Raw genomic sequence first — 24,923 nt, 5'->3', positions numbered from 1 at the left:
TCCGGCGGCACCCGGGCGTGGTCCCGCCGGCGGGCGCGGCCCGGGTGGCGGCGGCCCGATGGGCATGGGGATGGGCATGCCCGTCCAGAAGCCGATGAACTTCAAGGGTTCGCTGCGCCGGTTCGCCGGGGCGCTGCGCCCGGAGCGCCTCAACATCGTGGTGCTCATGATCCTGGGTATCGGGTCGGTGGCGCTGACCGTGCTGGGGCCCAAGCTGCTGGGTAACGCGACGAACGTGATCTTCGCGGGTTTCGTGGGCGGTGGGTTGCCCGCGGGGCAGACCACGGAGCAGGCGATCGAGGCCCTCCGCGCTGCGGGCCAGGATCAACAGGCCGACTTCCTTGCAGGTGTGCCCGGCGTCGTCCCCGGCCAGGGCATCGACTTCACCCTCCTGATGCAGACGCTCGGCTGGGTCGTCGCCGCCTACCTCGGGGCCTTCCTGTTCGGGTGGCTCCAGGCCCGGATCACCACCGGCGTCGTGCAGCGGACCATGCGGACGCTGCGTGACCAGGTCGAGGCCAAGCTGCACCGCATCCCGCTGTCCTACGTGGACAAGCAGCAGCGCGGCGAGATCCTGTCGCGCGTCACCAACGACATCGACAACGTGGCGCAGACGACCACGCAGACGCTCGCGCAGCTCGTGACCGCCGTGCTGACGGTGATCGGCGTGCTGTTCATGATGTTCTGGATCTCGCCGATCCTCGCCCTGGTCGCGCTGGTGACGGTGCCGCTGTCGGTGATCCTGACGGCGCAGATCGCCAAGCGCAGCCAGCCGCAGTTCGTGGAGCAGTGGGCGGCCACCGGGCGGCTGAACGCGCACATCGAGGAGTCGTTCACGGGTCACGCGCTGGTGAAGGTGTACGGGCACCAGGAGAGCACCGCCGAGGCGTTCGCCAAGGAGAACGGTGCGCTGTACACCTCCAGCTTCAAGGCGCAGTTCATCTCGGGCACCATCCAGCCCGCGATGGGGTTCCTCGCGAACCTGAACTACGTGATCGTGGCGGTCATCGGTGGCCTGCGGGTCGCGTCGGGCACCCTGTCGCTGGGTGACGTGCAGGCGTTCATCCAGTACTCGCGCCAGTTCACGCAGCCGCTCACGCAGGTGGCCTCGATGATGAACCTGCTGCAGTCCGGCGTGGCCTCGGCGGAGCGGGTGTTCGACCTGCTGGACGCGCCGGAGCAGTCGGCGGACCCGGCCGAGTCGCAGAAGGTCGAGCCGGTGCGCGGCCGGGTCGCGTTCGAGGACGTCCAGTTCTCGTACACGCCCGACCAGCCGCTCATCACCGGGCTCAACCTGGTGGCCGAGCCGGGGCAGACGATCGCCATCGTCGGCCCCACGGGCGCCGGCAAGACCACGCTGGTCAACCTGCTCATGCGGTTCTACGAGGTGGACGGCGGCCGCATCACGCTCGACGGCGTCGACACGCGCGACATGTCGCGCGACGACCTGCGCTCGTCGATCGGGATGGTGCTCCAGGACACCTGGCTGTTCAAGGGCACCATCGAGGAGAACCTCCGGTACGGCGTGCCCGACGGCGCCTCGGTCGACGAGGAGACGTTCCTCGCCGCCACGCAGGCCACCCACGTGGACCCGTTCGTGCGGACGCTGCCCGACGGGTACGACACCGTCGTGGACGAGGAGGGTTCGTCGGTGTCGGCGGGCGAGAAGCAGCTCCTCACCCTCGCCCGCGCGTTCCTGGCCGATCCGGCGATCCTCGTGCTCGACGAGGCGACGTCGTCGGTGGACACCCGCACCGAGGTGCTGGTGCAGGAGGCGATGAACCGGCTGCGCAAGGACCGCACGTCGTTCGTCATCGCGCACCGGCTGTCCACCATCCGCGACGCCGACGTGATCCTGGTGATGGAGCACGGCGACATCGTGGAGCAGGGTTCGCACGACGACCTGCTCGCCGCGAACGGCGCCTACGCACGGCTGTACGCGAGCCAGTTCGCGGCCCCGGTGGTGGAGGAGCCGGCGGCCACGTAGGCGGGTGGCGCAGTCGTGGTGACCATGCGGTTGCTGCCAGGACGAGCCCCGTCCTGGCAGCAACCGCATGGTCGTTGGCGGCCTGGCACTAGGGTCGCCGCGTGAGCTCTCTCTTCAGCGCGCCCGACGGCGGGCGCACCCCCGACCCGGCCCTGGCGCACCGGCGCGCCGACGTCACGGTGACCCTGCACGGGCCGGACGGCGTCCCGCTGGCCCATCACGACGTCGTCGTGCGGCAGACGCGGCACGCGTTCCTGTTCGGCTGCATCGGGTTCGACCTGGTGGACCTGGCGAACGGCACCTCACCGGACCCGGAGTACGACGGCCGCCTGGCCGACGCCTGGTTCGACGTCTTCAACCAGGCCACCCTCCCGTTCTACTGGGGCACGTTCGAGCCCCAGCGCGGGGCGCCTCGGACCGAGCAGCTGCTCCGTGCGGCCCGGTGGTTCGCGGCGCGGGGCGTCGTCGTCAAGGGGCACCCGCTGGTGTGGCACACGGTCCAGCCGGACTGGCTGCTCGGGCTGCCCGACGCCGAGGTCGAGCGGCTCCAGCGGGAGCGCATCCGGCGCGACGTCGCGGCCTTCCGCGGCGTGATCGACACCTGGGACGCGATCAACGAGGTGGTGATCATGCCCGTGTTCACCGCGCAGGAGAACGCGATCACGCCGCTGGCGCGCCGCCGCGGCCGCGTCGAGATGATCCGGATGGCGTTCGAGGAGGCTCGCGCGGAGAACCCGGGCGCGACCCTGCTGCTCAACGACTTCGACATGTCGACGGCGTACGAGTGCCTGATCGAGGCCGTGCTGGAGGCCGGGATCCGGATCGACCGGCTCGGGCTGCAGAGCCACATGCACCAGGGCTACTGGGGCGAGGAGAAGACCCTGGAGATCCTCGACCGCTTCGCCCGGTACAACATCCCGATCCACCTCACCGAGACGACGCTGCTCTCGGGCGACGTCATGCCCGCGCACATCGAGGACCTCAACGACTGGCAGGTCGAGTCCTGGCCCTCGACGCCCGAGGGGGAGGAGCGGCAGGCCGACGAGGTCGAGCGGCACTACCGCACGCTGCTGTCCCACCCGGCGGTCGAGGCGACCACCTACTGGGGGCTGTCCGACCGGGGGATGTGGCTCAACGCGCCCGGCGGCCTGCTGCGTGCCGACGGTTCGCCCAAGCCGGCCTTCGCGCGGCTGCGCGAGCTGGTCAAGGGGGAGTGGTGGCTTGCGCCCACCACGCTGCGCACCGACGCCGAGGGTCGGATCCGCGTCGAGGGCTTTCTCGGCGACTACGAGGTGGAGGCACCGGACGCCGGCACGGCAGTCCTCACGCTGGCGACCCCGGGCCGGTCCGCGGCGGCCGTCACCCTGCCGCCCCGCTGACGTCGGCGTCCGCCACCGTCGAGACCTGGTGGGGGCGCCGAGACCCTGATGGTGCGCGGCCAGATCTTGGCGCCACCACCAGGTCTCGACGGGTTCAGGCGGAGGCCGCCGCGTGCGGGTCCGTCGCGTTCAGCGCCGAGACGACCTCGTCGTAGTCGCCGCGGACCTCGCCGTAGCGGAGGAACTTGACCCGCTCGACCTGGATCTCGTGGGCATCCGGGTGCGCCTCCAGGAGCGCGGTCGTCTCGTCGATGTACTCGTCCAGCGGCATCGCGTGCGGGTTGGTCTCCTGCCCCGGCATGAGCTCGGTCTGGACCGACGGCGGCACCAGCTCCACCACGGACACGCTGGTCCCGGCGAGCTGGAGTCGAAGCGACTCCGACAGCATGTGCACCGCCGCCTTGGTCGCGTTGTACGTCGGGGTCACGCGCAGCGGGGCGTGCGCCAGTCCTGAGGACACGGTGAGGATGGTCGCCTCGGGGCGGCTCTGCAGGTGCTCGGTGAACGCGGCGATCAGCCGGATCGGGCCCAGCAGGTTGGTGACGACCGTGGCCTCGGCGTCCGCGAGGAAGCCCGGGGTGCGCCAGTCCTCCGCGCGCATGATGCCGGCCATCGGCACCAGCACGTTGACGTCGGGGAACCGCTCGATCACCTCGGCCGACGCCGCCGCGATCGACGCGGCGTCCGTCGTGTCGATCCGCACGGTGGCGAAGCCGTGCTCGGCGGCCAGGGCGTCCAGCGCCGAGACGCTGCGCCCGCCGACGATCACGGTGTTGCCCCGGTCCCGGAGCCGGACGGCGAGAGCCAGCCCGATGCCGCGCGTGCCGCCGGGGACGAAGATGGTGTTTCCGGTGATGTTCATGTCACCACCGTGCTCCGGCCCGCCCGGCGGCGGGAGAGACCCGGTGAACCAGGGACCGGCGGTCCCTGGCTCGTGCGGCCCGCCTGGCGCACGATAGGGACATGAACCGCTCCGCCCTCGCCGACTTCCTCCGCCGTCGCCGGGAGGCCCTGCGCCCGTCCGACGTCGGCCTGGTGCCCGGGCCGCGCCGTCGTGCACCCGGGCTGCGCCGCGAGGAGGTCGCGGCCCTGACCGGGATGTCCGTGGACTACTACGCGCGGCTGGAGCAGCAGCGCGGGCCGCAGCCGTCCGAGCAGATGCTCGCCGCGCTGGCCCGTGCCCTGCGCCTGACCGCCGAGGAGCGCGACTACATGTTCCGGCTCGCTGGTCACGGTGTGCCCCGGCGCGTGCCGCTCGAGTCCCACGTGGCACCCCCGCTGCTGCGCGTCCTGGACCGGCTGGAGGACTCGCCTGCCCTGATCCTGTCCGGCCTGGGCGAGGTGCTGGTGCAGAACCGGCTCGCGGAGGCGGTCTTCGGCGAGCCGCCCGCCAGCGGCCTGGCCCGGGCCTCGGCGTACCGGTGGTTCATGGAACCGGAGTCTCGGAACGTGTACGCGCCCGAGCACCACGAGCAGCAGGGGCGCAGCCAGGTCTCCTCCCTGCGGGCGGCGCACGCCGCCGCGGGTCCGGGCTCGTTCGCCGACGAGGTGCTGCAGGCGCTCCTGCGGGAGAGCGAGGAGTTCGTCCGCATCTGGGAGCGGCACGAGGTGGCGCGCCGGTTCGAGGACCACAAGACGCTGGTGCACCCCGAGCTCGGCCGGATCGACGTGGACTGCCAGGCGCTGTTCACCGAGGACCAGTCCCAGGCGCTCCTCGTGCTGACCCCGGCGCCGGGCACCGAGGCGGAGGAGAAGCTGCGGCTGCTGGCGGTGCTGGGGCACGAGACGTTCGCGTGACCGGTGCGCCGGGGTGCGAGGATCGTCCCGTGCACGACGACGACCGCTGCCCCTGCCTCTCCGGCGACACCTACGGCGCCTGCTGCGGGCGTTACCACTCCGGTGCCGCGACCGCCCCGACCGCCGAGGCGTTGATGCGTTCCCGCTACTCCGCCTTCGCGGTGGGGGACGAGGCCTACCTGCTGGCCACCTGGGCACCCGGGACCCGGCCGGACAGTGCCGGGCTGGGGGCCGAGGAGTGGCGCCGCCTCGACATCCACCGCACGGAGCGGGGCGGTCCCTTCGACACGGCCGGCGTGGTCGAGTTCACCGCCCACTACCGCGACCCGGCCACCGGCACCCGGGGCCGCCTGCACGAGACCAGCCGCTTCGTCCGCACCGGCGGGCGCTGGTTCTACGTCGACGGCGCACGCGAGGCCCGCTGAGACCGCTCAGATCCAGCCCTCCTCCCACGCGCGGTGGGCGGCCGCGTGCCGGGTCGCGACGCCCAGCTTGGCCATCGCGGAGGACAGGTAGTTGCGCACCGTGCCGGGCGCGAGGTGTATCGCGGCCGCGATCTCGGAGACCTGCGCCCCGGCGCGGGCCGCACGCAGCACCTCCAGCTCGCGGTCGGTCAGCGGGCACTCGTTCTCGGTGAGCGCGGACGCCGCGATCTCCGGGTCCACGTACCGGTGCCCGGCGGCGACGTCGCGCACGATCTGCGCGAGGCGCGCCGCGGGCGTGGACTTGGGCACGAACCCGCTCACCCCGGCGGCCAGCGCCCGGCGCAGGACGGCGGGGCGGGCGTGCCGCGTGACGACGACGATGCGCGGCGGCGTGCCGTCGGCGGCCGCCAGGATCTGCCCGGCCGCGTGCAGGCCGTCCGTGGGTGGCATCTCCAGGTCCAGCACGGCGACGTCGGGCCGATGCCGGGCGGCGAGGCGCACGGCATCCGTCGTGGTGGCGGCCTCGGCCACGACCTGCAGGTCGTCCTCCAGGTCGAGCAGCGCGCCCAGGGCCCCGCGCAGGAGCTCCTCGTCGTCGGCGAGCAGGAGGCGGATCATGCGGTCACCGTCGCGGTGACCACGAACCGGCCGTCCTCGCCCGCCCAGGACAGCCGCCCGCCCACCGCGGCGAGGCGTTCCGCGAGCGAGACGAGGCCTGTGCCGTCGCCGGTGGCCGGCCCGCCGGGCGACGCGCCGTCGTTGTCGATGACGAGGCGCGCCCCGGTGTCCTCGGGGAGCAGGACGAACGCCGCGCGCGTGGCGCGGCTGTGCCGCAGCAGGTTGGTCGTGGCCTCACGCACCACCAGGCCGAGCAGCCCGCGCGGAGCCTCGGGCAGGGCGGCCGCGAGGTCGGCGTCGACGTCGGTCCGGACCGTCACGCCCGCGGCGGTCAGCACCCTGGACGCGTTGCTGATCTCGGCCGACAGCGTGGTGCGCCGGTAGCCCTGGACCAGGGCGCGGGTCTCGCGCAGGGCGTCCCCGGCGAGCTGCTGGACCTCGCGCATCTGCTCGGCGGCCCGGGCGGGGTCGGCCTCGGCGAGCCGTGCGGCCAGCTCGCTCTTCAGGGCGATGACCTGGAGGTGGTGGCCCTGGATGTCGTGCAGGTCGGCGGCGAACCGGAGGCGCTCGTCGGCCACGGCGAGCCGGCCGGCCATGCGCCGGGCGTCGTCGAGCTGGGCCGCGACCTGCCAGCCACGCAGCATGCCGAGCATCGCCGGGCCGAACGCCACCACCATCAGCGCGGGCATCCACGCGGCGTGCCCCACGTGCGGCTCGCCCGTGGCCAGGGCCACGGCCACGCCGACCGCCGGCAGCGCGACCAGCGCCGCGGCCAGCGCCTGCCACGCCCGCCGCGGCGGCAGGAACATCACCAGGACGGCGATCGTCGCGGCCGGCGCGATCGACCAGATGCCGAAGTTCCCGGCCGCGAGCGGCACCGCGCCGGCGAGCACCGCGGCGCCGCACGCGGTCACCAGCCAGCCGGCCGACGCCGGCTCGTCCCGCATGCGCCGGCCGAGCAGCACGGCGCACGCCACGATCGTGGCCGCCGTCGCCAGGCCGGTGACGGCGCGCAGGCCCGGGTGGACGCCGGGATCGAGCACCCAGTCGCCGACGGCGAAGCCGAGCACGCACGCCACGGTGCCCGCCAGCGCCCACCAGACGTTGCGGCGGAAACCGGCGAGCCCGCCGGCGCCGTCGTCCGCGGGTGCCCTGACCGTGCTCATGGCGCCATCCTGCCAGCGCCCGGGCCCGGCCGGGGCGGCGGCGCGGGTCTCGATGACATCTGTCATGCGAGGTCGTGACAGATGCCCGTCCGCGGGTGCCGTCCGGCACTACTGGGCGCCCGCGTGGTCGGACAGCGTGGAGACCGGCGCGGCGAACGACGCCGCCCCGGACGACGAGGAGACGACGATGACGCAGACGACGGCCCGGCAGACGGACCAGACGACGATCTCGCCGGTGCCCGGCACGGTGCACGGGCGACCCCCGGCGCAGACCCACGCCGGACCGCACGGCACGCACCACGGTGCGCGACCCGACACCCGGACGCGCAGGACCCTGCGGTTCCTCGCGCACCTGGCCGAGATGGTCGTGGTCATGGTGCTCGGGATGATGCTGCTCGCCCCGGCCTGGGACGTGGCGGGAGCGGCCCTGGGCGTCGCGGCCCTGCTCGCCCGGCCCGACGTCGCCGCGGTGGTGATGGTGGCGGACATGGTGGTGGCGATGACCGTGTGGATGCGGGTCCGGCGGCACGGCTGGGCGGCGGTCGGGGAGATGAACGCGGCGATGGCGGCGCCGTTCGTGGTGCTGCTGGTGCTGTTCTGGACGGGCGCCGTCGGCGCGGGCGGCCTGATGCTCTGGGGCCACGTGCTGATGGTGCCGGCGATGGCGGCGGCGATGCTGCTGCGGCCGGCCGAGTACACCGAGCACGCGCACGGCGTCGACCTCGGGTGGCTCGCCCGGCGGTGGCCGGTGCTCCTGGCGCTGCTGCTGCTCGCGGGCACGGTCGCGGGCGGCGTGGGTGACGTGCCGGCCTGGCTCGTCGTGGCGATGGCTCTCGTGTACCCCGTCGTGGGCGTCCTGCGGAACCAGGTCCGCGGCCGGTCGATGGTGGTGCTCCAGGCGGCGGGGCTCGCGGTGTTCGCGGGCGTCAGCCTGCTGGCCGGCGCGCTCGCGGGACAGGACGCCGGGGCCTGGGTGCTCGCGGCCGGGCTCGTGGGGCACGGCGTCTGGGACGTCCTGCACCACCGGGCCGGCGCCGTGGTGTGGCGCTGGTACGCCGAGGCCTGCGTGGTCTACGACGTGCTCCTGGCGGCGGCCGTGCTGGCGACGACGTTCGGTTCCTGACAGCGTCACGGCCCGGGTGTGTGCGGGATTCCCGCAGGATGCGGGCGGCGCGCGCGTGGCGGCACGCGTGGCGCCGTTCGCCCGCTCTACGTTGGTGCGCTATGGACAGCGCGCCGCCCGGCACTCCGACCAGCCCCGGACCCGACCCCCGACGTGACCCCGGACGTGACCCCGAGGAACGCCCGGCACCTGCTCCCGGTGCCTCCGGGTCGACCGTCCTCGAGCTGCGCATCCACGGCATCGCGAACGCCGTACCGCACAGCTCGCTCGACCTGCCGCGCGGCGAGGTCACCCAGTCCGACGGCGACAGCCTCGGCAGCTTCTGGACGCCGCGGCCCGAGGCCGAGGCCCGCGACAAGGCGCTCCCGGCGGGGCACGTGCACGCGATCCGCCCGGACGTGCGCCGCGAGGCCTACTCCTGGGGTGCGATGGCGCGCCTCGGCGGGCTCCCGTTCGGCGGCGTGCTGGGCCTGGTGGGAACCGTCGCGGTGCGGCTCATGTGGGCCGCGATGGTCCCGTTCGGCCTGGCGAACGCGGGGTACTGGGCGCGGCGCATCCCGGCGCCGGACACCGGTTCCGGCGCTGCCGGCGGCACGGCGGCCACGCCACCCGCCGACGCCGGCCGTCCGCCGTCGGGCAGGCTGGTCCCCGAGGCGACCGCCGCGCTGACGCGGCTCTTCGCGCTCGGGCTCACCCTCCTGTTCGTGTCGGCGGTGGCCACCGTCGCGCTGTCCGTGGTCGGCACGCGCTGCATGGGCCTGGCGACGCCGGGCCCCGACTCGGTGGTCCCCGTCTGCGCCCGCATCCCGGGCGTCCTGTACGGGCTGGCGCGGATGGACGTCGGCGACCGCCTCGCCCTGCTGTCGCTCGTCCCGGTGCTCCTGGTCGCGGTGCTGGTGCTGGTGGCCCACGGCGGGCAGGTCCGGTTCGAGTCGAAGTTCTCGGTGATGCGCGCCGGGGGAGTCGTCCCGCCGTCCGGCCCGCCGCTGCACCGGGCCGGCTTCTGGTCGCAGCGCACCGGCTCCGGCCTGCTCTGGGCGCACCTGGGCGCGGCGCTCGCGCTCACCGGCCAGTTCCTCACCTGGACCCGGTACGCCGACGTCGGCCTGCCGATGCCCGGTCTGCCCGTGGCCGCCCTGGTCGTGATCCTCGGGGCGTGCGCGCTGGTGGCCCTGCGCACCGACGACGACGGGGTCCAGGCGCACGCACCCCGCTGGAAGGGCCGGGCTGCGCTCGCGGTGTTCGCGGCCGGCCTGCTCGTCTGGGTGCTGGCCTGCTGGGCGGCCTTCGCCGGGCCGCAGCCGGCGCGCATGCCCGCCCTGATCGGCGTGGACCTCGTGCCAGCGCTGCTGGGCGTCGGCCTGTTCGGCATCGCGGCCACCGGCCTGGCCTGGCGCACGGCGCGCCACGTCCGCGTCGTCGCCGCGTGGACCCTGGTCCCGGTCGTGGCCACCCTCTGCGTGGCGGTGGTGCTGGTCACCGAGCCGGGCGCCCCGCTGCGGCACCTTCTCGTGGGCCTCGCCATGCTCGCCGTGCTGAGCCCGGCCGTCGTGGTCCTGGTCGCGATGCTCCTGCGCCGCCGCGTCCACGAGGGCTGGAACGGCGCGGGCCCGGGCGTCTTCCTGCTCGTCTCGGCGGCCGCTGCCGCCGTGTACTCCAGCCTGCTGGTGCTCGGCGTGCAGTGGTTCCTGCGCACCGGCGAGCCCGCCGCGCCCGAGCCGCTCGGGGAGGGTCTGGTCGGTGTGGTCCGCCGGGTGCCCGACCCCGACCTCGTCCGGGTGCCGCCCGTCTACACCGAGTTCGGCACCGCGTCCGTGGTGATCGCGCTCGTGTTCCTGGTGCTGCTGGTCGTGGCGCTCGCCGGACCGTACGTGATGGACGTGCTGCGCTCGCGGCCCCTGTGGATCCCCGCCGCGCCGCGCACGTCCGGGCCGCCGTACGGTCCGGCGGCGCCCGCGTGGCGCGCCGTGGCCGACGCCCCCGACCCCGACGGCGGCCCCAGCCCCGTGCTGGAGCGGGTGCTGCGCGGCCGGCAGGTCGCGGCCATGTCGCACCGGGCGGAGCTCGCCGTGGGCGCGCTGGCGGCGGCCGCCTACGTGGCGGCCGTCGTGGCGCACATCCCGCTGATCGCCCAGCACGACGACACGGGCAGCGTCCAGGTCCCGCTCTGGCTGTCCGGCCTGGCGGTGCCGGCCCTGGGGGTGCTCGCCGCGACGCTGGTGGTCAGCGCGATGGCGGGTGCCGCGGGCGGCGGGCCGTCCCGTCCCTGGGGCCTGCTGTGGGACCTGCTGTGCTTCCTGCCCCGCAGTGCGCACCCGTTCGGACCGCCGAGCTACGCCGAGCGGGTCGTGCCCGAGGTGCGCTCGCGCGTCGACGCCTGGCTCGCGGGCGCCGACCTCACCGACGACGTCGAGCGCGCCCGCGTGGCCCCGACGCGGCGCGTGGTGCTGTCGGCGCACTCGATGGGCGCCGTGCTGGCCGCGGCGGTCGTGCTGATCCGTGCGGGCAACCCGGTGCCGGGTCTCGTGGACGGCCGGATCGGTCTGCTCACCTACGGCACGCAGCTGCGCCCCTTCTTCGGCCGGTTCTTCCCGGACCTCCTGGGTCCGACGACGACCGGCACGCCGCCGTGCACCGGTCCGGCCTGGTCGGCGGACCCGTGGGGCGGTCAGGTACTGGGTTCCGGACCCGGGGCGGACCCGGCGGCGCCGTTGACGCCGGGACGCCCCGAGCCCGGCTCGGGGGAACAGGTCACGCTGATGTCCCTGCTGACCTGCGGTGCGAAGCCCGCGTGGGTGAACCTGTGGCGGCGCACCGACTTCCTGGGCTTCCCGGTGGTGGGGTACGGGGAGAACGAGACGGACCGCGGGGCCGAGGAGATGGACCGGTCGGCCTATCTCTTCGCCGTGGCCGCCCATTCGGGCTACCAGTCGTCGTGGGCGTACCACGAGGCGCTGGACGAGGTGATCTCTCGCCTGGGCCGGAGCTGAACCGCACGCTCAGGCGACACGCGAAGGCTGACGCCGGCTGGGCCGTCGGGAGCCCAGCCGGCGGTCACGCGGCGAGCGGTGCGGGGGTGACGACGTCGCGCAGGCGGGCCAGGGCCCGCTCGAGGATCTGTGCCACGTGCTCCTTGGTCACACCGAGGCGGCGGCCGATCTCGTCGAGGGTGCGCGTGGTGCCGTCCAGGAGCCCGAAGCGCATCTCCAGCACACGGGCCTCGACGCTGTCGAGGTGGGCGACGGCCTGCCGGATGCGGCGGCGCAGCATGGTCTGCTCGGGGGTGGGGCCGGCCTGGCTCGCGGGAGAGGCCTGCTCGGCCGCGGCGACCGCGCGGACGATCGAGCGGCGTACCCAGCGGTGGGCGTAGGCGGCGAACGTGCCGTGCGCGGGGTCGTAGGAGTCGGCGGCGCGGACCAGGCCGACGTTGCCCTCCTGGACCAGGTCCATGAACGGCATGCGGCCCGAGTACGAGCTCGCGATCGCCGGTACGAGGCGGAGGTGGGCGAGGACGAGACGCTCCTTTGCGTATTGCCCGTCCTTGACCCGCGCTTCGAGCTGTGTGCGGAGGCTGGGGGAGACCGCGGTGGACTCGAGGGTGCGTGCGGCGTCGGCGCCGGCGACCGCCCGCTCGAGGAGGGACTCGAGCTGCGCCTCGTCCAGCGACGGCGTGCGCTCGATCATCGCAGCGTAGGACGGAGGTAGCGCGGGATGCGGAACGGTGTCCTTGCTGCGGCGTGCGCGGGACGACCGGGGAGTCCGGGTAGTTCTCATCGCAACTCTCCTCTTGAGTGAGACGAACTTTCCTTGCCCGGAGCATATGGAATCTTGGGCCGTTGTGGGAAGCCGAGAGGATTTCGCTGTGAGAGATAACGGGACGATAACGGCGTCCCGGTGCGGCGCGCCGTGGAACCCGAGTTCCAGGACGGGCCCCGGTGCAGGGAGAATGGGCCGGTGACCACCCCCGACGTCGTCCACGTGGACGACCCCGCCGACGAGCGGCTCGCCGACTACAACCGCCTCACGGACGTCGTCCTGCGCTCCCGGCACGAGCCGGCCAAGGGCCTGTACATCGCGGAGAGCTCGACGGTGATCCGTCGGGCGGTGGCCGCCGGCCACCGGCCCCGCTCCTACCTCATGGCGCCGAAGTGGCTGGACTCGATGGCCGACGTGATCGCTCCCGGTGTGCCCGTCTACGTCGCGGAGGAGCCCGTGCTGAAGGAGATCACGGGCTTCCACCTGCACCGTGGCGCGCTGGCCGCGATGCACCGGCCGACGCTGCCGGACGTGCGGGACCTGCTGGCGGGGGCACGGCGGGTGGTGATCCTGGAGGACATCGTGGACCACACGAACGTCGGCGCGGCCATGCGCGCCTGCGCGGCGCTCGGCGTGGACGCGGTGCTGTTCACCCCGAGCTGCGCGGACCCCCTCTACCGCCGCGCGGTGCGCGTCTCCATGGGCACCGTGTTCCAGGTGCCCTGGACGCGGATCGACCCGTGGCCGGGCGGGATCGACGTGCTGCACGAGCACGGCTTCACCGTGGCCGCCCTGGCCCTCGAGGACGACTCCGTCTCGCTGGACGACCTGGTGGCGGACCCGCCCGCGAAGCTGGCCATGGTGCTCGGCACCGAGGGGGACGGGCTGAAGCCCAGCACGATCGCCGGCTGCGACCTGACGGTCCGGATCCCGATGTCCGGAGGAGTGGACTCGCTGAACGTGGCCTCCGCGGTGGCGGTGGCCGCCTGGGCGACGCGGGTACCGGGCCACGCCGCCGAGTAGGCGGCGCGGCGCGCGGGGTCAGTTCTCGGCGCGGCCCTTGCGCCAGTAGCCCATGAACGCGACCGACTTGCGGTCCACCTGGCACTCGTTGACCAGGTAGCGGCGCAGCGACTTGATGACGCCCGCCTCGCCGGCGAGCCACGCGTACAGCACGGTCTCCTGCACCAGGGGCTGGCCGGTGCCGTCGACGGGCACCTCCCAGAGGATCCCGGCGTCGATGTCGACGTCGTCCGCCTCGCCCGAGAGGTCGAGCCCGGCGGCGGTGAGGGCCGGCGTCGTGTCGGACGCCGACGGGCGCACGCCCATCGCGAGCAGGCGGTCGGCGGCGTCCTGCACGGCCGGGACCAGCACGTCGCCGTGCTCCTGTCCGTCGCGGGCCAGCCAGTGCACGCGCACGCCCTCGGGTGCGGCGAGGTCCCAGCCGTCCTCGGGGTGCGGCACCTCCAGGAAGACCTCGCCCACGGCGTCGGCGGGCAGGGACTCGCAGATGGCGGCGATGGCGGGCACGGCGGTCTCGTCGCCGGCCAGGAGCAGCGCGTGGCTGGTCGACGGCGGGGCGAACTCGACGCCGCCGTGGATGCCGTCGTACTCGGCGTTGGGGCCCATGATGACCAGCGGGTCACCGGCGGTCGCGTTCAGCGCCCAGCGCGAGGCGGGGCCGGTGTCACCGTGCATCACGACGTCGACGTCGACCTCGCGCAGGTTCTGCCGCACCGTGCGCACCGTGTAGGTACGCATCGGGTTGCGCTCCTCGTCCGGGAGCGAGCGCCAGGCGGCGTACCAGTCGGGGTCGTCGCGGCGCAGGCCGTCCCAGCCGCCCCGCGGCGACGGGAGCAGGAGCTTGATGCGCTGGTCGCGGCCGTTGTCCGCGAACTTGTCGAGGTCCTGGCCGCGGAAGGTGATCCGGACGAAGGACGGGCACAGGCGCGTCACACGCGCGACCTCGACGTCGAACATGCGCGAGGGCCTGGTGTCGAGCCCCCCGGTCTTGGTGGTCACGACGGTGAGCCTAACCTAAGTTCGCTACCCCTTCGCAACGGTTCGAGAATGCGACACGGGTCACATCCCCGGTCAGCGCAGGAGCGCACGTCGAGCGCCGGAAGATCACCCGCTCACTCAGGAAGTTCACCCAGTACAAAGGGTGCATTGCGTCTTATTCGGCCTATTTACTGTGCATGGTCTCTGCCCGGGTGACGTTCCGGCAGGGCCTCTGACGCCGGGACGGCTCCGTCCGGCGCGCTCTGCCTTGTCCCCACTCGCTGGAGAGCCCCACATGATCGACCACTTCGCGCTGGGCTGGGTCACACCGGTCCTGTCGTTCCTGCTGTCGTGCGCCGGGTGCGCCGTCGGTCTGACCTGCACGGCCCGCGCCCGGGTCTCCCGGGGTGCCGCCAGCACGGGCTGGCTCGCCCTCGGTGCCGTCTCCATCGGCGGCACGGGCATCTGGGTCATGCACTTCGTCGCGATGCTCGGGTTCCACATCCGCGGTACCGAGACGCGGTTCGACGTGCCCCTGACGATCGCCAGCGGCGTGCTGGCCGTCGCCGTCGTGGGGCTCGGCCTGTTCATCGTCCGCGCGGCGGGCGTCGGCATCGGCGCGCTCCTCGCGGGTGGCACCGTCACCGGCCTGGGGATCTCCGCCATGCACTACCTCGGCATGCGCGCCCTGCACGTCGGCGTCGAGGTGACCTACGACCTCGTGACCGTCGCCGTGTCGGTGCTGGTCGGCATCGTCGCGGCCACCGCAGGGCTGTGGCTGTCGGCCAAGGTGCACACGATGGCCGCGGGCATCGGGGCCACGCTCATCATGGGGATCGCCGTCTCCGGCATGCACTACACGGGCATGGCGGCCATGCGCGCCGAGGTGGTCCGGGGCGGCATGGTCGTGGCCGACGGCGGCGTGTCCGTCTCCGCGCTGCTCGGGCCGCTCATCATCGGCGTCACCATCAGCACGATCCTGCTGCTCCTGGTGATCGGCGTCGCGCCCAGCGCCTCGGAGCTGGAGGCGCAGGAGAAGTTCAAGGGCTGGCAGGACCGGCAGGAGCAGCTCCGGCGTGAGGTGACCGACCCGCGCCGCCGGTCGCTGCTGCGGTGACGCCCCGCCCGCTGACACCGTGCTGCCCCGGGTGGCGTCCCAGGGCAGCACGCCGGGCGTGCGGGGGTCTGCCGGGTCCGTGCGGTCAGCGCAGCACGCCCAGGTCCTCGGTCACCTCCGCGCCGGGCATGGCGCACAGCAGCGGCCCCGGCATGAGGAGCTTGGACCGGCGCACGCCCGAGCCCATCAGGGCCATGGTGCCGTCCTGCGCGAAGCGTGCGTCGACGAGCACGCGGTAGCTCCCGGGCAGGCCGACGGGCGTGATGCCGCCGTACTCCATGCCGGAGTCGGCCACGGCGCGGTCCGTCGGCAGGAACGACGCCTTGCGCACGTCCAGCAGCTTGCGCACGCGCTTGTTGACGTCGGCGAACGTGCTGGCGGGCACCACGCACGCCGCGATCCGCTCCTCCTCGCCGCGCTTGCCGGCCACGAGCACGCAGTTGGCCGACGCCTCCGGCGGCAGGCCGTGCAGCTCGTTGAGGGTGGCCGTGTCGGCGTGCTCGGGGTCGATCTCCGTGACGGCGACCTGGCCCGCGACGCGCGGGTCGGCGGCGGCCCAGGCGGTCAGCGCCGCGCGCACCGGGTCGGCGAGCAGCTCCGGGTGGTCGAGCGCGGGCGCCCAGGCGAGGTCGCCCAGGGTGGGCAGGGTGGCGTGCCGGCTCATCGGCTGTACGTCGCCGTCAGCGTGGCGCGGCCCAGCAGGTGGAAGTACACGTTGAACGCCACCTGCGCGTTGCTGTTGTCCGGGCCCAGGCCCAGCTCGCCGGGTGCGACGTCCAGGGCGTGCACGGCGAAGATGTACCGGTGCGGGTGGTCCCCGGGCGGCGGGCCGGCCCCCTCGAAACCGGGGGTGTGACCGTCGCTGTGCGTGTGGAACGCGCCCGCGGGCAGGCCCGAGCCGTCGGGTGCGCCGGCGCCGGTGGGCAGTGACGTCACGTCCGCCGGGAGGTCCACGACCGTCCAGTGCTGGTAGCCCATCGGCGTCGGGGCGTCCGGGTCGTAGCAGGTGACCACGAACGACCGGGTGCCCTCGGGGAACCCGCTCCACTCCAGCGCGGGCGAGACGTTCTGGTCGTGCGCCGCGTGCGCGTCCGGCATGCGCTCGCCGTCGGTGAGGTCGGTGCTCGTCAGCGTGAAGGTCGCGGGTGCGGGCAGGAGCGTGTACGGGTCCGGGGGATAGGGGCGAGTGAAGTCCATGCCCTCACTCTGCCGAATCCCCTGCTCACCTGCCAACGACGCCTCACCCCACCGGCTCCTGGCCTGCTGAACCGGTCTCAGGAGGTCTGGGCCACCCGCAGGAGGTGGCGGAACGCCGTGCGGGCGCGGGCCGGGCTCGGTTCGTCGCCGGTGATGAGGTCTGCGTAGGTCAGGGACTCCGACACGCGTACCAGCAGGTAAGCCAGCTCCTCGGGCGTGATGGTGCCGTCGAACGGCGCCTCGCCCAGGTCGCGCACCACGAGCCACTCGACCGTGGCGACGAAGCGCCGCTGGATGGGGCTGTCGGCGGTGGTGAGCAGGCGCAGGGAGCGGGCCGGCTCGCGGCGCAGGAAGGCGCGGAAGTAGTCCGCCTCGATGAGGTCTCGGGCGAACGTGGTCAGCAGGTCCGCGAGCCGTTCCGCACCGGTGAGGTGCTCGGTGGCGCGGTCGGCCTGCACGAGCGTGGGCACCGCGAGCGACCACAGCACCTCGCTCAGCAGCGCGTCCCGGTTGCCGACCCAGCGGAACACCGACGTGCGGTCGACGCCGAGGCGCGCGGCCAGCGGGGCCATGTCGATGCGATAGCCCTCGATGAAGGTGTCGCGGGCGATGTCGAGCACCCGCTGCGCCTCGGGGCGCGTGCCCAGGCGGGCCGACAACCGGCTCGGCGCGGCGTCCAGCCCGACGGTCGCGACGCTCGGCGTCGTTGTCGTCATCCACTCATCCAACCGCGACGGAGGGGGCCGTGCAACAAAATGCAGAACGATGCATTCGGGACACTCGACCTGATGCGTCGCACTCTATCGCCGGGCGCGGGGGCATGCTACGGTCCTCGCACAAACCGACCGGCCGGTATGGAGGGCGCTGTGGCAGACGACGACGTCGCCGAGGACGGCACGTTCAGGGGCAGGTTCGACGGCAGGTTCGACGGCAGGTTCGACGGCAGGGTCGTGCTCGTCACGGGCGCGAGCCGTGGGATCGGCCTCGCGGTCGCCCGCCGTGTGGTGGCCGAGGGCGGCCGCGTGGTGATCACCGGCCGGACCGCCGGCGCCCTGGCGGAGGCGGTGACCGGGCTCGGCGCGGACCGCGCGCTCGGCGTGCCCGGCAAGGCGGACGACGCCGCCCACCGCGCCGACGTCGTCGCGCGGACCATCGAACGCTTCGGGCGGCTGGACCACCTCGTGAACAACGCCGGGACCAATCCCGCCTGGGGGCCGCTGGCCGGCCTGGACGCGGGTGTGGCCCGCAAGATCCTGGAGGTGAACGTGATCGCCGCGCTGGAGTGGACGCGCGCGGCGGTCGCGGCGGCCGGCCCTGCGGGCGGGCTCCGCTCCGTGGTCAACATGGCGTCGCTCGCGGGGACGGTGTCGGCGCCGAACATCGGCTTCTACGGTGTCTCGAAGGCCGCACTGATCAACCTGACGGTCCAGCTCGCCGACGAGCTCGCTCCCGCGACCCGGGTCAACGCGCTCGCACCGGCGGTGGTCCGGACCCGGCTGGCGCGCGCCCTGTACGAGGGTCGCGAGGAGGAGGCCGCCCGCGGCTACCCGCTGGGCCGGCTCGGCGAGCCCGACGACGTGGCCGGCCCCGCCGCCTTCCTCCTGTCCGACGACGCCGCGTGGATCACGGGTCAGACCCTCCTGGTCGACGGCGGCGCGAGCGTGCGGGCGGCCTGGTGAGCCGCGCGGCCGTGGCGGCGGGGACGGTGAAGGATGTGGCCATGCGCACCACGAACGTCCGCGAGCAGGTGCTGCGGGCCGCCCTCGACCTCTTCTCCAGCCAGGGGTACGCCACCACGAGCGTCCAGCAGGTGGTCGCCGCGGCCGGCGTCACCAAGGGCGCGATGTACCACTACTTCACCTCCAAGGACGACCTGCTCTTCGCGATCTACGAGCGGATGCTGTCGCTGCAGAAGGCGCGCCTCGGCGAGCTCGTGGCGGCGGGAGCCGAGCGGGGCGACGGCGTCGAGCAGGTGCTGCGGGCCGTGTGCGAGGACGTGGTGACCACCTCGATCGAGCTGATGGCCGAGGGCACCGTGTTCACCCGCAGCCAGCACATGCTCGCGACCGAGCGCCAGGCGGAGGTCAAGCGCCGGCGCCGGGCCTACCACGACGGCTTCGCCGCGCTCCTCGAGCGCGGCATCCGGGAAGGGGTGTTCCGTGGCGACGTGCCCACCGCGGTGCTCATCGCGCACTTCTTCTCCGACGTGCACTACCTGCCCCAGTGGTACTCGCTGACGGGCCCCGAGACCACCGCCGAGGTCGCGGCGCAGCTCACCGAGCTGTTCCTGCGCAGCATCCGCACCGGCGACGCGAGCACACGGAAGGAATGACGCGTGAACCCACCCACGGCGACGAAGGCGTGGCGCGTGGTCTCCCACGGGGAGCCCGAGCAGGTGCTGGAGCTGCACGACGTCCCGGTGCCGGAACCCGGTCCGGGCGAGGTGCTGGTCCGGGTGCGGGCCGTCGCGGTGAACTTTCCCGACGTGCTGCTGGCCCGCGGCGAGTACCAGGAGCGGCCGGAGCTGCCGTTCGTGCCCGGCATCGAGCTGTGCGGCGACGTCGTCGCACTCGGCCCCGGCGTGGCCGAGGGGGAGCGCGTGCGGGTGGGCGACCGCGTGGTCGGCTCGAAGATCGGGGTGCTGGCGCAGTACGCGACGGTGCCGGTGCAGGCGGTGCACCCGGCGCCGTCGGCCCTGGACGACGCGCAGGCCGCCGCGCTGACGATCGCGTACCAGACGGCGTGGTTCGGGCTGCACCGGCGGGCCGGGCTGCGGGCGGGCGAGACGCTGCTGGTGCACGCCGCCGCGGGCGGCGTGGGCACGGCCGCGTGCCAGCTCGGCAAGGCCGCGGGGGCGCGCGTGGTCGGGGTGGTGGGCAGCGACCGGAAGGTGGCGGCGGCCCGCGCCGCGGGCGCGGACGAGGTGTTCCTGCGCGACGACGACTGGGTGGGTGCGCTGCGCCGCCCGGGCGTGGACGTGGTGTTCGACCCGGTGGGCGGCGACTCGTTCGAGCGCTCCACCCGGTGCATCGGGTTCGAGGGCCGGCTCGTGGTGGTCGGGTTCGCCGGCGGGCGGACGCCGACGGTGCGCCCCGACCTCGTGCTGGTGAAGAACTACGCGGTGCTCGGCCTGCACTGGGCCCTCTACCAGCAGCGTCGCCCCGACCTGGTGGACGCGGCGCACGCCGAGCTGGAGCGGCTCGCCGCCGACGGCGTGCTGCGGCCGGTGCTGGGCGACGTGGTCGGGTTCGACCAGGCGCCCGCCGCCGTGGCGCGGCTCGCGGGCGGCGCGACGACAGGGCGGCTCGTGGTCAGGGTGGCCGACGACGCCGTGGTCGGCCCCGGCACCGGCGCGGACGAGGGGGCGGGCGCATGACCGGCGAGCAGGCGGCGCGCCTGCACGACCTGAGCGGCCGCGTGGCCCTGGTGACCGGCGGGGCCCGGGGGATCGGCGCGGCGTACGTGCGGACCCTGCACGACGCCGGGGCGCACGTCGTGATCACCGACGTGCTGGAGGCCGAGGGCCGGGCGCTGGCCGACGAGCTGGGGGAGCGGGCCCGGTTCGCGCAGCTGGACGTGACCGACGAGGACGACTGGGAACGCGTCGTGGGCGGGGTGGCGGGCGAGCTCGGCGGCGTGGACGTGCTGGTCAACAACGCGGGCATCGCGAACGCTGCCCCGATCGAGCACTTCACGCTCGCCAAGTGGAACGCCGTGCTGGCGGTCAACGCCACGGGCGTGTTCCTGGGCTGCCGGGCCGTGGTGCCCGCGATGAAGGCCGCCGGGCGCGGCTCGATCATCAACGTCTCCTCGGTCGAGGGCCTGCGCGGCAGCCGCAGCCTGCACGGCTACACCGCCTCGAAGTTCGCGGTGCGGGGTCTGACCAAGTCGCTCGCCGTCGAGCTCGGCCCCGCCGGGATCCGGGTCAACTCGGTGCACCCCGGCCTGGTGCTGACCGAGATGAGCACGCGGATCGACCCGGAGGCGCTGATCATCCCGCTCGGCCGCCCGGGCGTGCCCGCCGACCTGGCCGGGACCGTCCTCTTCCTGGCGAGCGAGGCGTCGGCCTGGATCACCGGCCAGGAGATCGTGGTCGACGGCGGCATGACCAGCGGGGTCCCGCACCGGTAGACCCGCCCGGCTCCACCCAGCACGACGAGGTGCCACGAGAGGGGAACCATGACGCACGAACTTCCCGGCCTGGACGTCGCCGGCCTGGCCGCCTGGCTGGCCCGGGAGCACCCGGAGCTCGCCGGACCGGACTCCGGCTCGGGCTCCGGGGAGGCTCCGGGCCTGACCGCGACCCTGATCACCGGCGGGCGCAGCAACCTCACCTACCGGGTGGACGGCGCCGCCGGCCCGCTGGTGCTGCGGCGCCCGCCGCTGGGGCACGTGCTGTCCAGCGCGCACGACATGCGCCGCGAGCACCGCGTCATCACCGCCCTGGCGGGGACGGTCCCGGTGCCGCCCACCGTGGCGGTGGTGGACGACACCGGCCCGGGAGAGGTGACGGGCACGGTGTTCTTCGTCATGGAGCACGTCGACGGCGCCGTCCTGGCCCGGCCCGAGCACAACGCCGCCTGGACCCCCGCGGGCCTGCGCGCGCTGTCCGTCGAGCTGGCCGAGGTGCTGGCCGACCTGCACGCCACCGACCCCGCGGCCGTCGGGCTGGCCGACTTCGGCCGGCCCACCGGGTACCTGGCCCGCCAGCTCACGACCTGGCGGCGTCAGTACGACGCCTCCCGGTCGCGGCCACAGCCGCTCCTGGACACCCTCCAGGAGCGGCTGGGCGCCACGGCGCCCGACGACGAGGCGCGCACCGGGATCGTGCACGGCGACTACCGGCTCGACAACCTGCTGGTGTCCGGGCCGCCCGACGCGCCGCACGTCGCGGCGGTGCTGGACTGGGAGATGGCCACGCTCGGGGACCCGCTCGTGGACCTCGGCATGCTCGGCATGTACTGGGACATCCACGAGCTGACACGGGCGGCGGGCGTGGTCGGCGTCGCCGGGGCGATCGTGCCCGGTGCGGGCTACCCGGACTTCGCCGAGGTCGTCGACGCGTACGCCGCCCGCGCCGGCACCACCGTGCCGGACCTCGCCTGGTACCGCGCGTTCGCCTGCTACAAGCTCGCGGTCATCCTCGAGGGCATCCACTACCGGTACACCGGCGGCCAGACCGTCGGCGCCGGGTTCGACACGATCGGCGCCCTCGTGGAGCCACTGGCCCGCGAGGGGCTGGCCCGGCTCGGCGCCTCGCCCGGCGACCGCGCCGGAACGACAGGAGGAGCCTGATGGACCTCGCCCCCGACGCGACCACGCGGGAGATCACCGCCCGGGTCCGGGACCTCCTGGTGGACGAGGTGCTGCCGGCTGAGCCCGTGCTCGGCGCGCAGGTCGCGGCCACGCCCGAGGACTGGTCGTTCCGGCCCGTCGTCCGGCAGCTCCAGGCCACCGCGAAGGAGCGAGGGCTGTGGAACCTGTTCCTGCCGCCCGGGGGTCCGGCTGCGGAGCGCGGCGGCGGCCTGACCACCCTGCAGTACGCCCCCGTGGCCGAGCTGACCGGGTACAGCCCGCGGCTCGCGCCCGTCGCCATGAACTGCGCAGCGCCCGACACCGGCAACATGGAGCTGCTCGCGCACTTCGCCACGCCCGAGCAGCGCGAACGCTGGCTCGACCCGCTGCTCGACGGCGCCCAGCGGTCCGCGTTCTGCATGACCGAGCCCGCCGTCGCGTCGTCGGACGCCACCAACATCGCCACGCGGATCGCGCGCGACGGCGACGAGTACGTGATCACCGGCCGCAAGTGGTTCGCCACCGGCGCCATGAACCCGGACTGCGGGCTGCTGGTGGTCATGGGCAAGACCGACCCGGACGCGCCACGGCACCGGCAGCAGTCCATGGTGCTCGTACCCCGAGAGACCCCCGGCGTCACCGTGCTGCGTGGCCTGACCGTGCTGGGCTACGACGACCGCGACCACGGCGGCCACGCCGAGATCGTGTTCGACGACGTCCGCGTGCCCGCGTCCGCCCTGCTCGGCGGCCAGGGCGAGGGGTTCGCCATGGCCCAGGCGCGGCTCGGGCCCGGCCGCATCCACCACTGCATGCGCGCGCTCGGCACGGCCGAGCGTGCCCTCGACCTGGTGCGCGAGCGCGCCGCCGAGCGGGTCGCGTTCGGCTCGCCGCTCGCCGACCAGGGTGTGGTCCGCGAGTGGGCGGCGACCGCGCGTACCGAGGTCGAGGCGTTGCGCCTGCTCGTGCTCAAGACCGCCTGGCTCATGGACACCGTCGGCAACAGGGCCGCCATGACCGAGATCCAGGCGATCAAGGTGGCGGTGCCCCGCGCCGTCGGCCAGATCCTGGACCGCGCCGTCCAGGTGTTCGGCGCCGCCGGCGTGTCCGGCGACCACCCCCTGGCCGAGCTGCTCGCCGGCGTGCGCACCCTGCGCCTGGCCGACGGGCCCGACGAGGTGCACCTCGCCTCCCTCGGCCGGGCCGAGCTGCGCCGTACGCCCTACCTCGCGCGACCGGCGGGCGGTCCGGCCACCTGATCCTCGCCCCGGTCCGCTGCTCGGTCCCTCAGCCCGTCCCCTCGCCCGGCCCCTTGTTCAGCCCGTCGCCCCGTTCGTCGACCGTCGAAGGAGACCTCAGATGACGCACGCACCCGACACCATGCCGCCCGCCGCGCCGGATCCCGCCGTCGACGGACCCGGGTACGGCACCCTGTCCATCGCGAGCATGCTGGCCGAGACCGCCCGCCGGTTCCCCGAGCGGCCCGCGCTGTACTTCGCGGGGCAGACCACCACCTACGGCGACCTCTGGGACCAGACCCGGGCCTACGCCGGGGCGCTCGCGGCCCGGGGCATCGCGCCGGGCTCGCGCGTGGCGATGATCGTGCCGAACGTGCCCGACTTCGCGCGCGTCTACTACGCCACGCTCGCGCTCGGCGCCGTCGTCGTACCCGTGCACCTGCTGTTCCGCGCCGACGAGATCGAGTTCGTCCTGCGGGACGCCGGGGCCGACGTCGTCGTGGTCGCCGCCCCCATGCTGGCGGAGGCCGCGCCCGCGGCCGCCCGGGCCGGTGTGCCGCTGCTGACCGTGCTGCTGCCGTCCGACGCCGCCGCCGGGCCCGCCGAGCGGGGCACCCCGGTGGCGCGGCTGGAGGACGAGGCCGCCGTCGCGACGCCGATCGAGCGGCACGCGGGCGTGAACCCGCTGGCCGCGGCCACGATCCTGTACACGAGCGGCACCACGGGCACCCCCAAGGGCGCCGTCGGCTCGCACCTGGCGATGGTCGAGCAGGTGCACTGCTCGCTGATCGACTCGTTCGACCTGCAACCCGACGACGTCGTGTACGGCGGCCTGCCGTTCTTCCACTCGTTCGGGCAGATGGCGGTGCTGAACATGGCGTTCCGGCGCGGCGCGTCGATCGTGCTGCTGCCGAGGTTCGACCCGGACGAGGCCCTGGAGCTGCTGGTGGCGCACGGCGCGACCGTGTTCACCGCCGTGCCCACCAACTTCGCGGGCATGGTCGAGGCGGCCCGGCGCACGGCGGCGCGGCCCCCGCTGCGGTTCGCGGTCTCCGGCGGCGCGGCCCTGCCGGTGGCGCTGCTGGAGGCGTTCGAGGAGGCGTTCGGCGCGCAGGTGCACGAGGGCTACGGGCTGACCGAGACGTCGCCGTCGTGCACCTTCAACGTGACGTCCGAGCCCATCCGGCCCGGCACCGTGGGCCGCCCCATGTGGGGCGTCGACGTGGCGGTGGCCGTGGCCGAGGTGGAGGACCGGGTCGAGCTGCTGCCGGTCCCGGCGCGGGGTTCGGCGCCCGGGGAGCAGAGCGGCCTGGGCGAGATCGTGGTGCGCGGGCACAACCTGATGAAGGGGTACCTGGGGCGGCCCGACGCGTCGGCGGCCGCCGTCGTGGACGGCTGGTTCCGTACCGGCGACCTGGGCACCGTGGACGCCGACGGCATCGTGACGATCGTGGACCGCAAGAAGGACATGATCATCCGCAGCGGCTACAACGTGTATCCCACGGAGGTCGAGGCCGTGCTGGCCCGCTACCCGGGCGTTGCGCTGGCCGCGGTGTTCGGCGTGCCCGACGCGACGCGCGGGCAGGAGGTGCACGCGGCCGTGGTGCCGTCCGATGGAGTGGCGGTGGATCCGGACGCCGTTGTCGCCTACATGCGCGAGCACGTGGCGGCGTACAAGTACCCGCGGGTGGTGCACGTGTCTGCCGACCTGCCGCTGGGCCCGAGCGGCAAGGTGCTCAAGCGCGAGCTCACGGCCCGGTACTCGGCGCAGGGCTGACGTCCGATGCGTCAAAGGTGCGCTTCTACCCAGTCATCAGGCCCAGAAAC

General features: G+C 74.1%; 23 protein-coding genes. 15 read left to right on the top strand and 8 right to left on the bottom strand.

Annotated elements, in window-relative coordinates; all coding sequences use genetic code 11:
• Positions 1-76: 76 nt before the first annotated feature.
• Both ACO229_RS10435 and ACO229_RS10430 read left to right on the top strand, forming a co-directional pair.
• Positions 77-1,987: an ABC transporter ATP-binding protein gene (locus ACO229_RS10435; RefSeq protein ID WP_423465286.1), complete on the top strand. Its 1,911-nt coding sequence runs from the start codon at positions 77-79 to the stop codon at positions 1,985-1,987.
• Between the two features lie 101 nt (positions 1,988-2,088).
• Positions 2,089-3,366 (top strand): endo-1,4-beta-xylanase, encoded by a 1,278-nt coding sequence (locus ACO229_RS10430; RefSeq protein ID WP_423464855.1) that lies wholly within the window; start codon positions 2,089-2,091, stop codon positions 3,364-3,366.
• A gap of 94 nt (positions 3,367-3,460) precedes the next feature.
• Here ACO229_RS10430 and ACO229_RS10425 read toward each other — a convergent pair whose 3' ends face one another.
• A complete protein-coding gene (locus ACO229_RS10425; protein ID WP_397430064.1) occupies positions 3,461-4,228 on the bottom strand; it encodes an SDR family oxidoreductase in 768 nt (255 codons plus the stop codon).
• A 101-nt stretch (positions 4,229-4,329) separates the two neighbouring features.
• Here ACO229_RS10425 and ACO229_RS10420 point away from each other — a divergent pair, with 101 nt between their 5' ends.
• Together ACO229_RS10420 and ACO229_RS10415 are read left to right on the top strand one after the other, a co-directional pair.
• Positions 4,330-5,163, top strand: coding sequence for a helix-turn-helix transcriptional regulator (locus ACO229_RS10420; RefSeq protein ID WP_423464854.1), 834 nt, complete (start codon positions 4,330-4,332; stop codon positions 5,161-5,163).
• A 29-nt stretch (positions 5,164-5,192) separates the two neighbouring features.
• The gene (locus tag ACO229_RS10415; protein WP_423464853.1) at positions 5,193-5,588 is read left to right on the top strand and encodes a YchJ family protein; all 396 of its coding nucleotides are present in this window, start codon (positions 5,193-5,195) and stop codon (positions 5,586-5,588) included.
• Positions 5,589-5,594: 6 nt separating this feature from the next.
• Here the strand turns inward: ACO229_RS10415 and ACO229_RS10410 are convergent, their stop codons facing one another.
• Positions 5,595-6,206: a DNA-binding response regulator gene (locus ACO229_RS10410; RefSeq protein ID WP_423464852.1), complete on the bottom strand. Its 612-nt coding sequence runs from the start codon at positions 6,204-6,206 to the stop codon at positions 5,595-5,597.
• The gene (locus tag ACO229_RS10405) at positions 6,203-7,372 is read right to left on the bottom strand and encodes a sensor histidine kinase (RefSeq protein ID WP_423464851.1); all 1,170 of its coding nucleotides are present in this window, start codon (positions 7,370-7,372) and stop codon (positions 6,203-6,205) included. The genes ACO229_RS10410 and ACO229_RS10405 overlap by 4 nt, the downstream gene beginning before the upstream one ends.
• Before the next feature lie 64 nt (positions 7,373-7,436).
• Here ACO229_RS10405 and ACO229_RS10400 point away from each other — a divergent pair, with 64 nt between their 5' ends.
• The gene (locus ACO229_RS10400; RefSeq protein WP_423464850.1) at positions 7,437-8,495 is read left to right on the top strand and encodes a hypothetical protein; all 1,059 of its coding nucleotides are present in this window, start codon (positions 7,437-7,439) and stop codon (positions 8,493-8,495) included.
• A gap of 101 nt (positions 8,496-8,596) precedes the next feature.
• On the top strand, positions 8,597-11,485 hold the full coding sequence (locus ACO229_RS10395; protein ID WP_423464849.1) for a hypothetical protein: 2,889 nt from the start codon (positions 8,597-8,599) through the stop codon (positions 11,483-11,485).
• A 64-nt stretch (positions 11,486-11,549) separates the two neighbouring features.
• Here the strand turns inward: ACO229_RS10395 and ACO229_RS10390 are convergent, their stop codons facing one another.
• Positions 11,550-12,179, bottom strand: coding sequence for a sigma-70 family RNA polymerase sigma factor (locus tag ACO229_RS10390; RefSeq protein ID WP_397414603.1), 630 nt, complete (start codon positions 12,177-12,179; stop codon positions 11,550-11,552).
• 270 nt (positions 12,180-12,449) lie between these two features.
• Here ACO229_RS10390 and ACO229_RS10385 point away from each other — a divergent pair, with 270 nt between their 5' ends.
• Positions 12,450-13,274 (top strand): TrmH family RNA methyltransferase, encoded by an 825-nt coding sequence (locus ACO229_RS10385; RefSeq protein ID WP_397414605.1) that lies wholly within the window; start codon positions 12,450-12,452, stop codon positions 13,272-13,274.
• Between the two features lie 18 nt (positions 13,275-13,292).
• On the opposite strand, the gene ACO229_RS10380 is transcribed toward ACO229_RS10385, so the two are convergent.
• Complete coding sequence (locus ACO229_RS10380; RefSeq protein ID WP_397414607.1) at positions 13,293-14,273, bottom strand: siderophore-interacting protein; 981 nt, start codon at positions 14,271-14,273, stop codon at positions 13,293-13,295.
• 274 nt (positions 14,274-14,547) lie between these two features.
• Here ACO229_RS10380 and ACO229_RS10375 point away from each other — a divergent pair, with 274 nt between their 5' ends.
• Positions 14,548-15,369, top strand: coding sequence for an MHYT domain-containing protein (locus tag ACO229_RS10375; RefSeq protein WP_397414609.1), 822 nt, complete (start codon positions 14,548-14,550; stop codon positions 15,367-15,369).
• An 85-nt stretch (positions 15,370-15,454) separates the two neighbouring features.
• Here the strand turns inward: ACO229_RS10375 and ACO229_RS10370 are convergent, their stop codons facing one another.
• The 3 genes from ACO229_RS10370 to ACO229_RS10360 all read right to left on the bottom strand — a co-directional run bounded on the left by ACO229_RS10370 (position 15,455) and on the right by ACO229_RS10360 (position 17,282).
• Entirely contained in the window at positions 15,455-16,033 is a 579-nt protein-coding gene (locus ACO229_RS10370; protein WP_423464848.1) for a YbaK/EbsC family protein, read from the bottom strand.
• Entirely contained in the window at positions 16,030-16,566 is a 537-nt protein-coding gene (locus ACO229_RS10365) for a YbhB/YbcL family Raf kinase inhibitor-like protein (RefSeq protein ID WP_423464847.1), read from the bottom strand. Before ACO229_RS10365 ends, ACO229_RS10370 begins: the two co-directional genes overlap by 4 nt.
• A 77-nt stretch (positions 16,567-16,643) precedes the next feature.
• On the bottom strand, positions 16,644-17,282 hold the full coding sequence (locus ACO229_RS10360) for a QsdR family transcriptional regulator (protein WP_397414616.1): 639 nt from the start codon (positions 17,280-17,282) through the stop codon (positions 16,644-16,646).
• 150 nt (positions 17,283-17,432) lie between these two features.
• Here ACO229_RS10360 and ACO229_RS10355 point away from each other — a divergent pair, with 150 nt between their 5' ends.
• The 7 genes from ACO229_RS10355 (at position 17,433) to ACO229_RS10325 (ending at position 24,873) form a co-directional block, all read left to right on the top strand.
• On the top strand, positions 17,433-18,245 hold the full coding sequence (locus ACO229_RS10355; protein WP_423464845.1) for an SDR family oxidoreductase: 813 nt from the start codon (positions 17,433-17,435) through the stop codon (positions 18,243-18,245).
• 41 nt (positions 18,246-18,286) lie between these two features.
• The gene (locus tag ACO229_RS10350; protein WP_423464844.1) at positions 18,287-18,898 is read left to right on the top strand and encodes a TetR/AcrR family transcriptional regulator; all 612 of its coding nucleotides are present in this window, start codon (positions 18,287-18,289) and stop codon (positions 18,896-18,898) included.
• Positions 18,899-18,901: 3 nt separating this feature from the next.
• On the top strand, positions 18,902-19,942 hold the full coding sequence (locus ACO229_RS10345) for an NADPH:quinone oxidoreductase family protein (RefSeq protein ID WP_423464842.1): 1,041 nt from the start codon (positions 18,902-18,904) through the stop codon (positions 19,940-19,942).
• Positions 19,939-20,697, top strand: coding sequence for an SDR family NAD(P)-dependent oxidoreductase (locus tag ACO229_RS10340; protein WP_423464840.1), 759 nt, complete (start codon positions 19,939-19,941; stop codon positions 20,695-20,697). The genes ACO229_RS10345 and ACO229_RS10340 overlap by 4 nt, the downstream gene beginning before the upstream one ends.
• Positions 20,698-20,745: 48 nt before the next feature.
• Positions 20,746-21,861 carry a phosphotransferase family protein gene (locus tag ACO229_RS10335; RefSeq protein ID WP_423464839.1) on the top strand — a complete coding sequence of 372 codons (1,116 nt, stop codon included), beginning with the start codon at positions 20,746-20,748 and terminating at the stop codon, positions 21,859-21,861.
• Complete coding sequence (locus ACO229_RS10330) at positions 21,861-23,117, top strand: acyl-CoA dehydrogenase family protein (protein WP_423464838.1); 1,257 nt, start codon at positions 21,861-21,863, stop codon at positions 23,115-23,117. The genes ACO229_RS10335 and ACO229_RS10330 overlap by 1 nt, the downstream gene beginning before the upstream one ends.
• Before the next feature lie 100 nt (positions 23,118-23,217).
• On the top strand, positions 23,218-24,873 hold the full coding sequence (locus ACO229_RS10325; protein WP_423464837.1) for an AMP-binding protein: 1,656 nt from the start codon (positions 23,218-23,220) through the stop codon (positions 24,871-24,873).
• The last annotated feature ends 50 nt before the right edge of the window (positions 24,874-24,923 follow it).

Source organism: Promicromonospora sp. MS192 (genome assembly GCF_049532985.1).
GTDB lineage: Bacteria > Actinomycetota > Actinomycetes > Actinomycetales > Cellulomonadaceae > Promicromonospora.
This window is presented reverse-complemented; position numbering and strand designations above follow the sequence as displayed.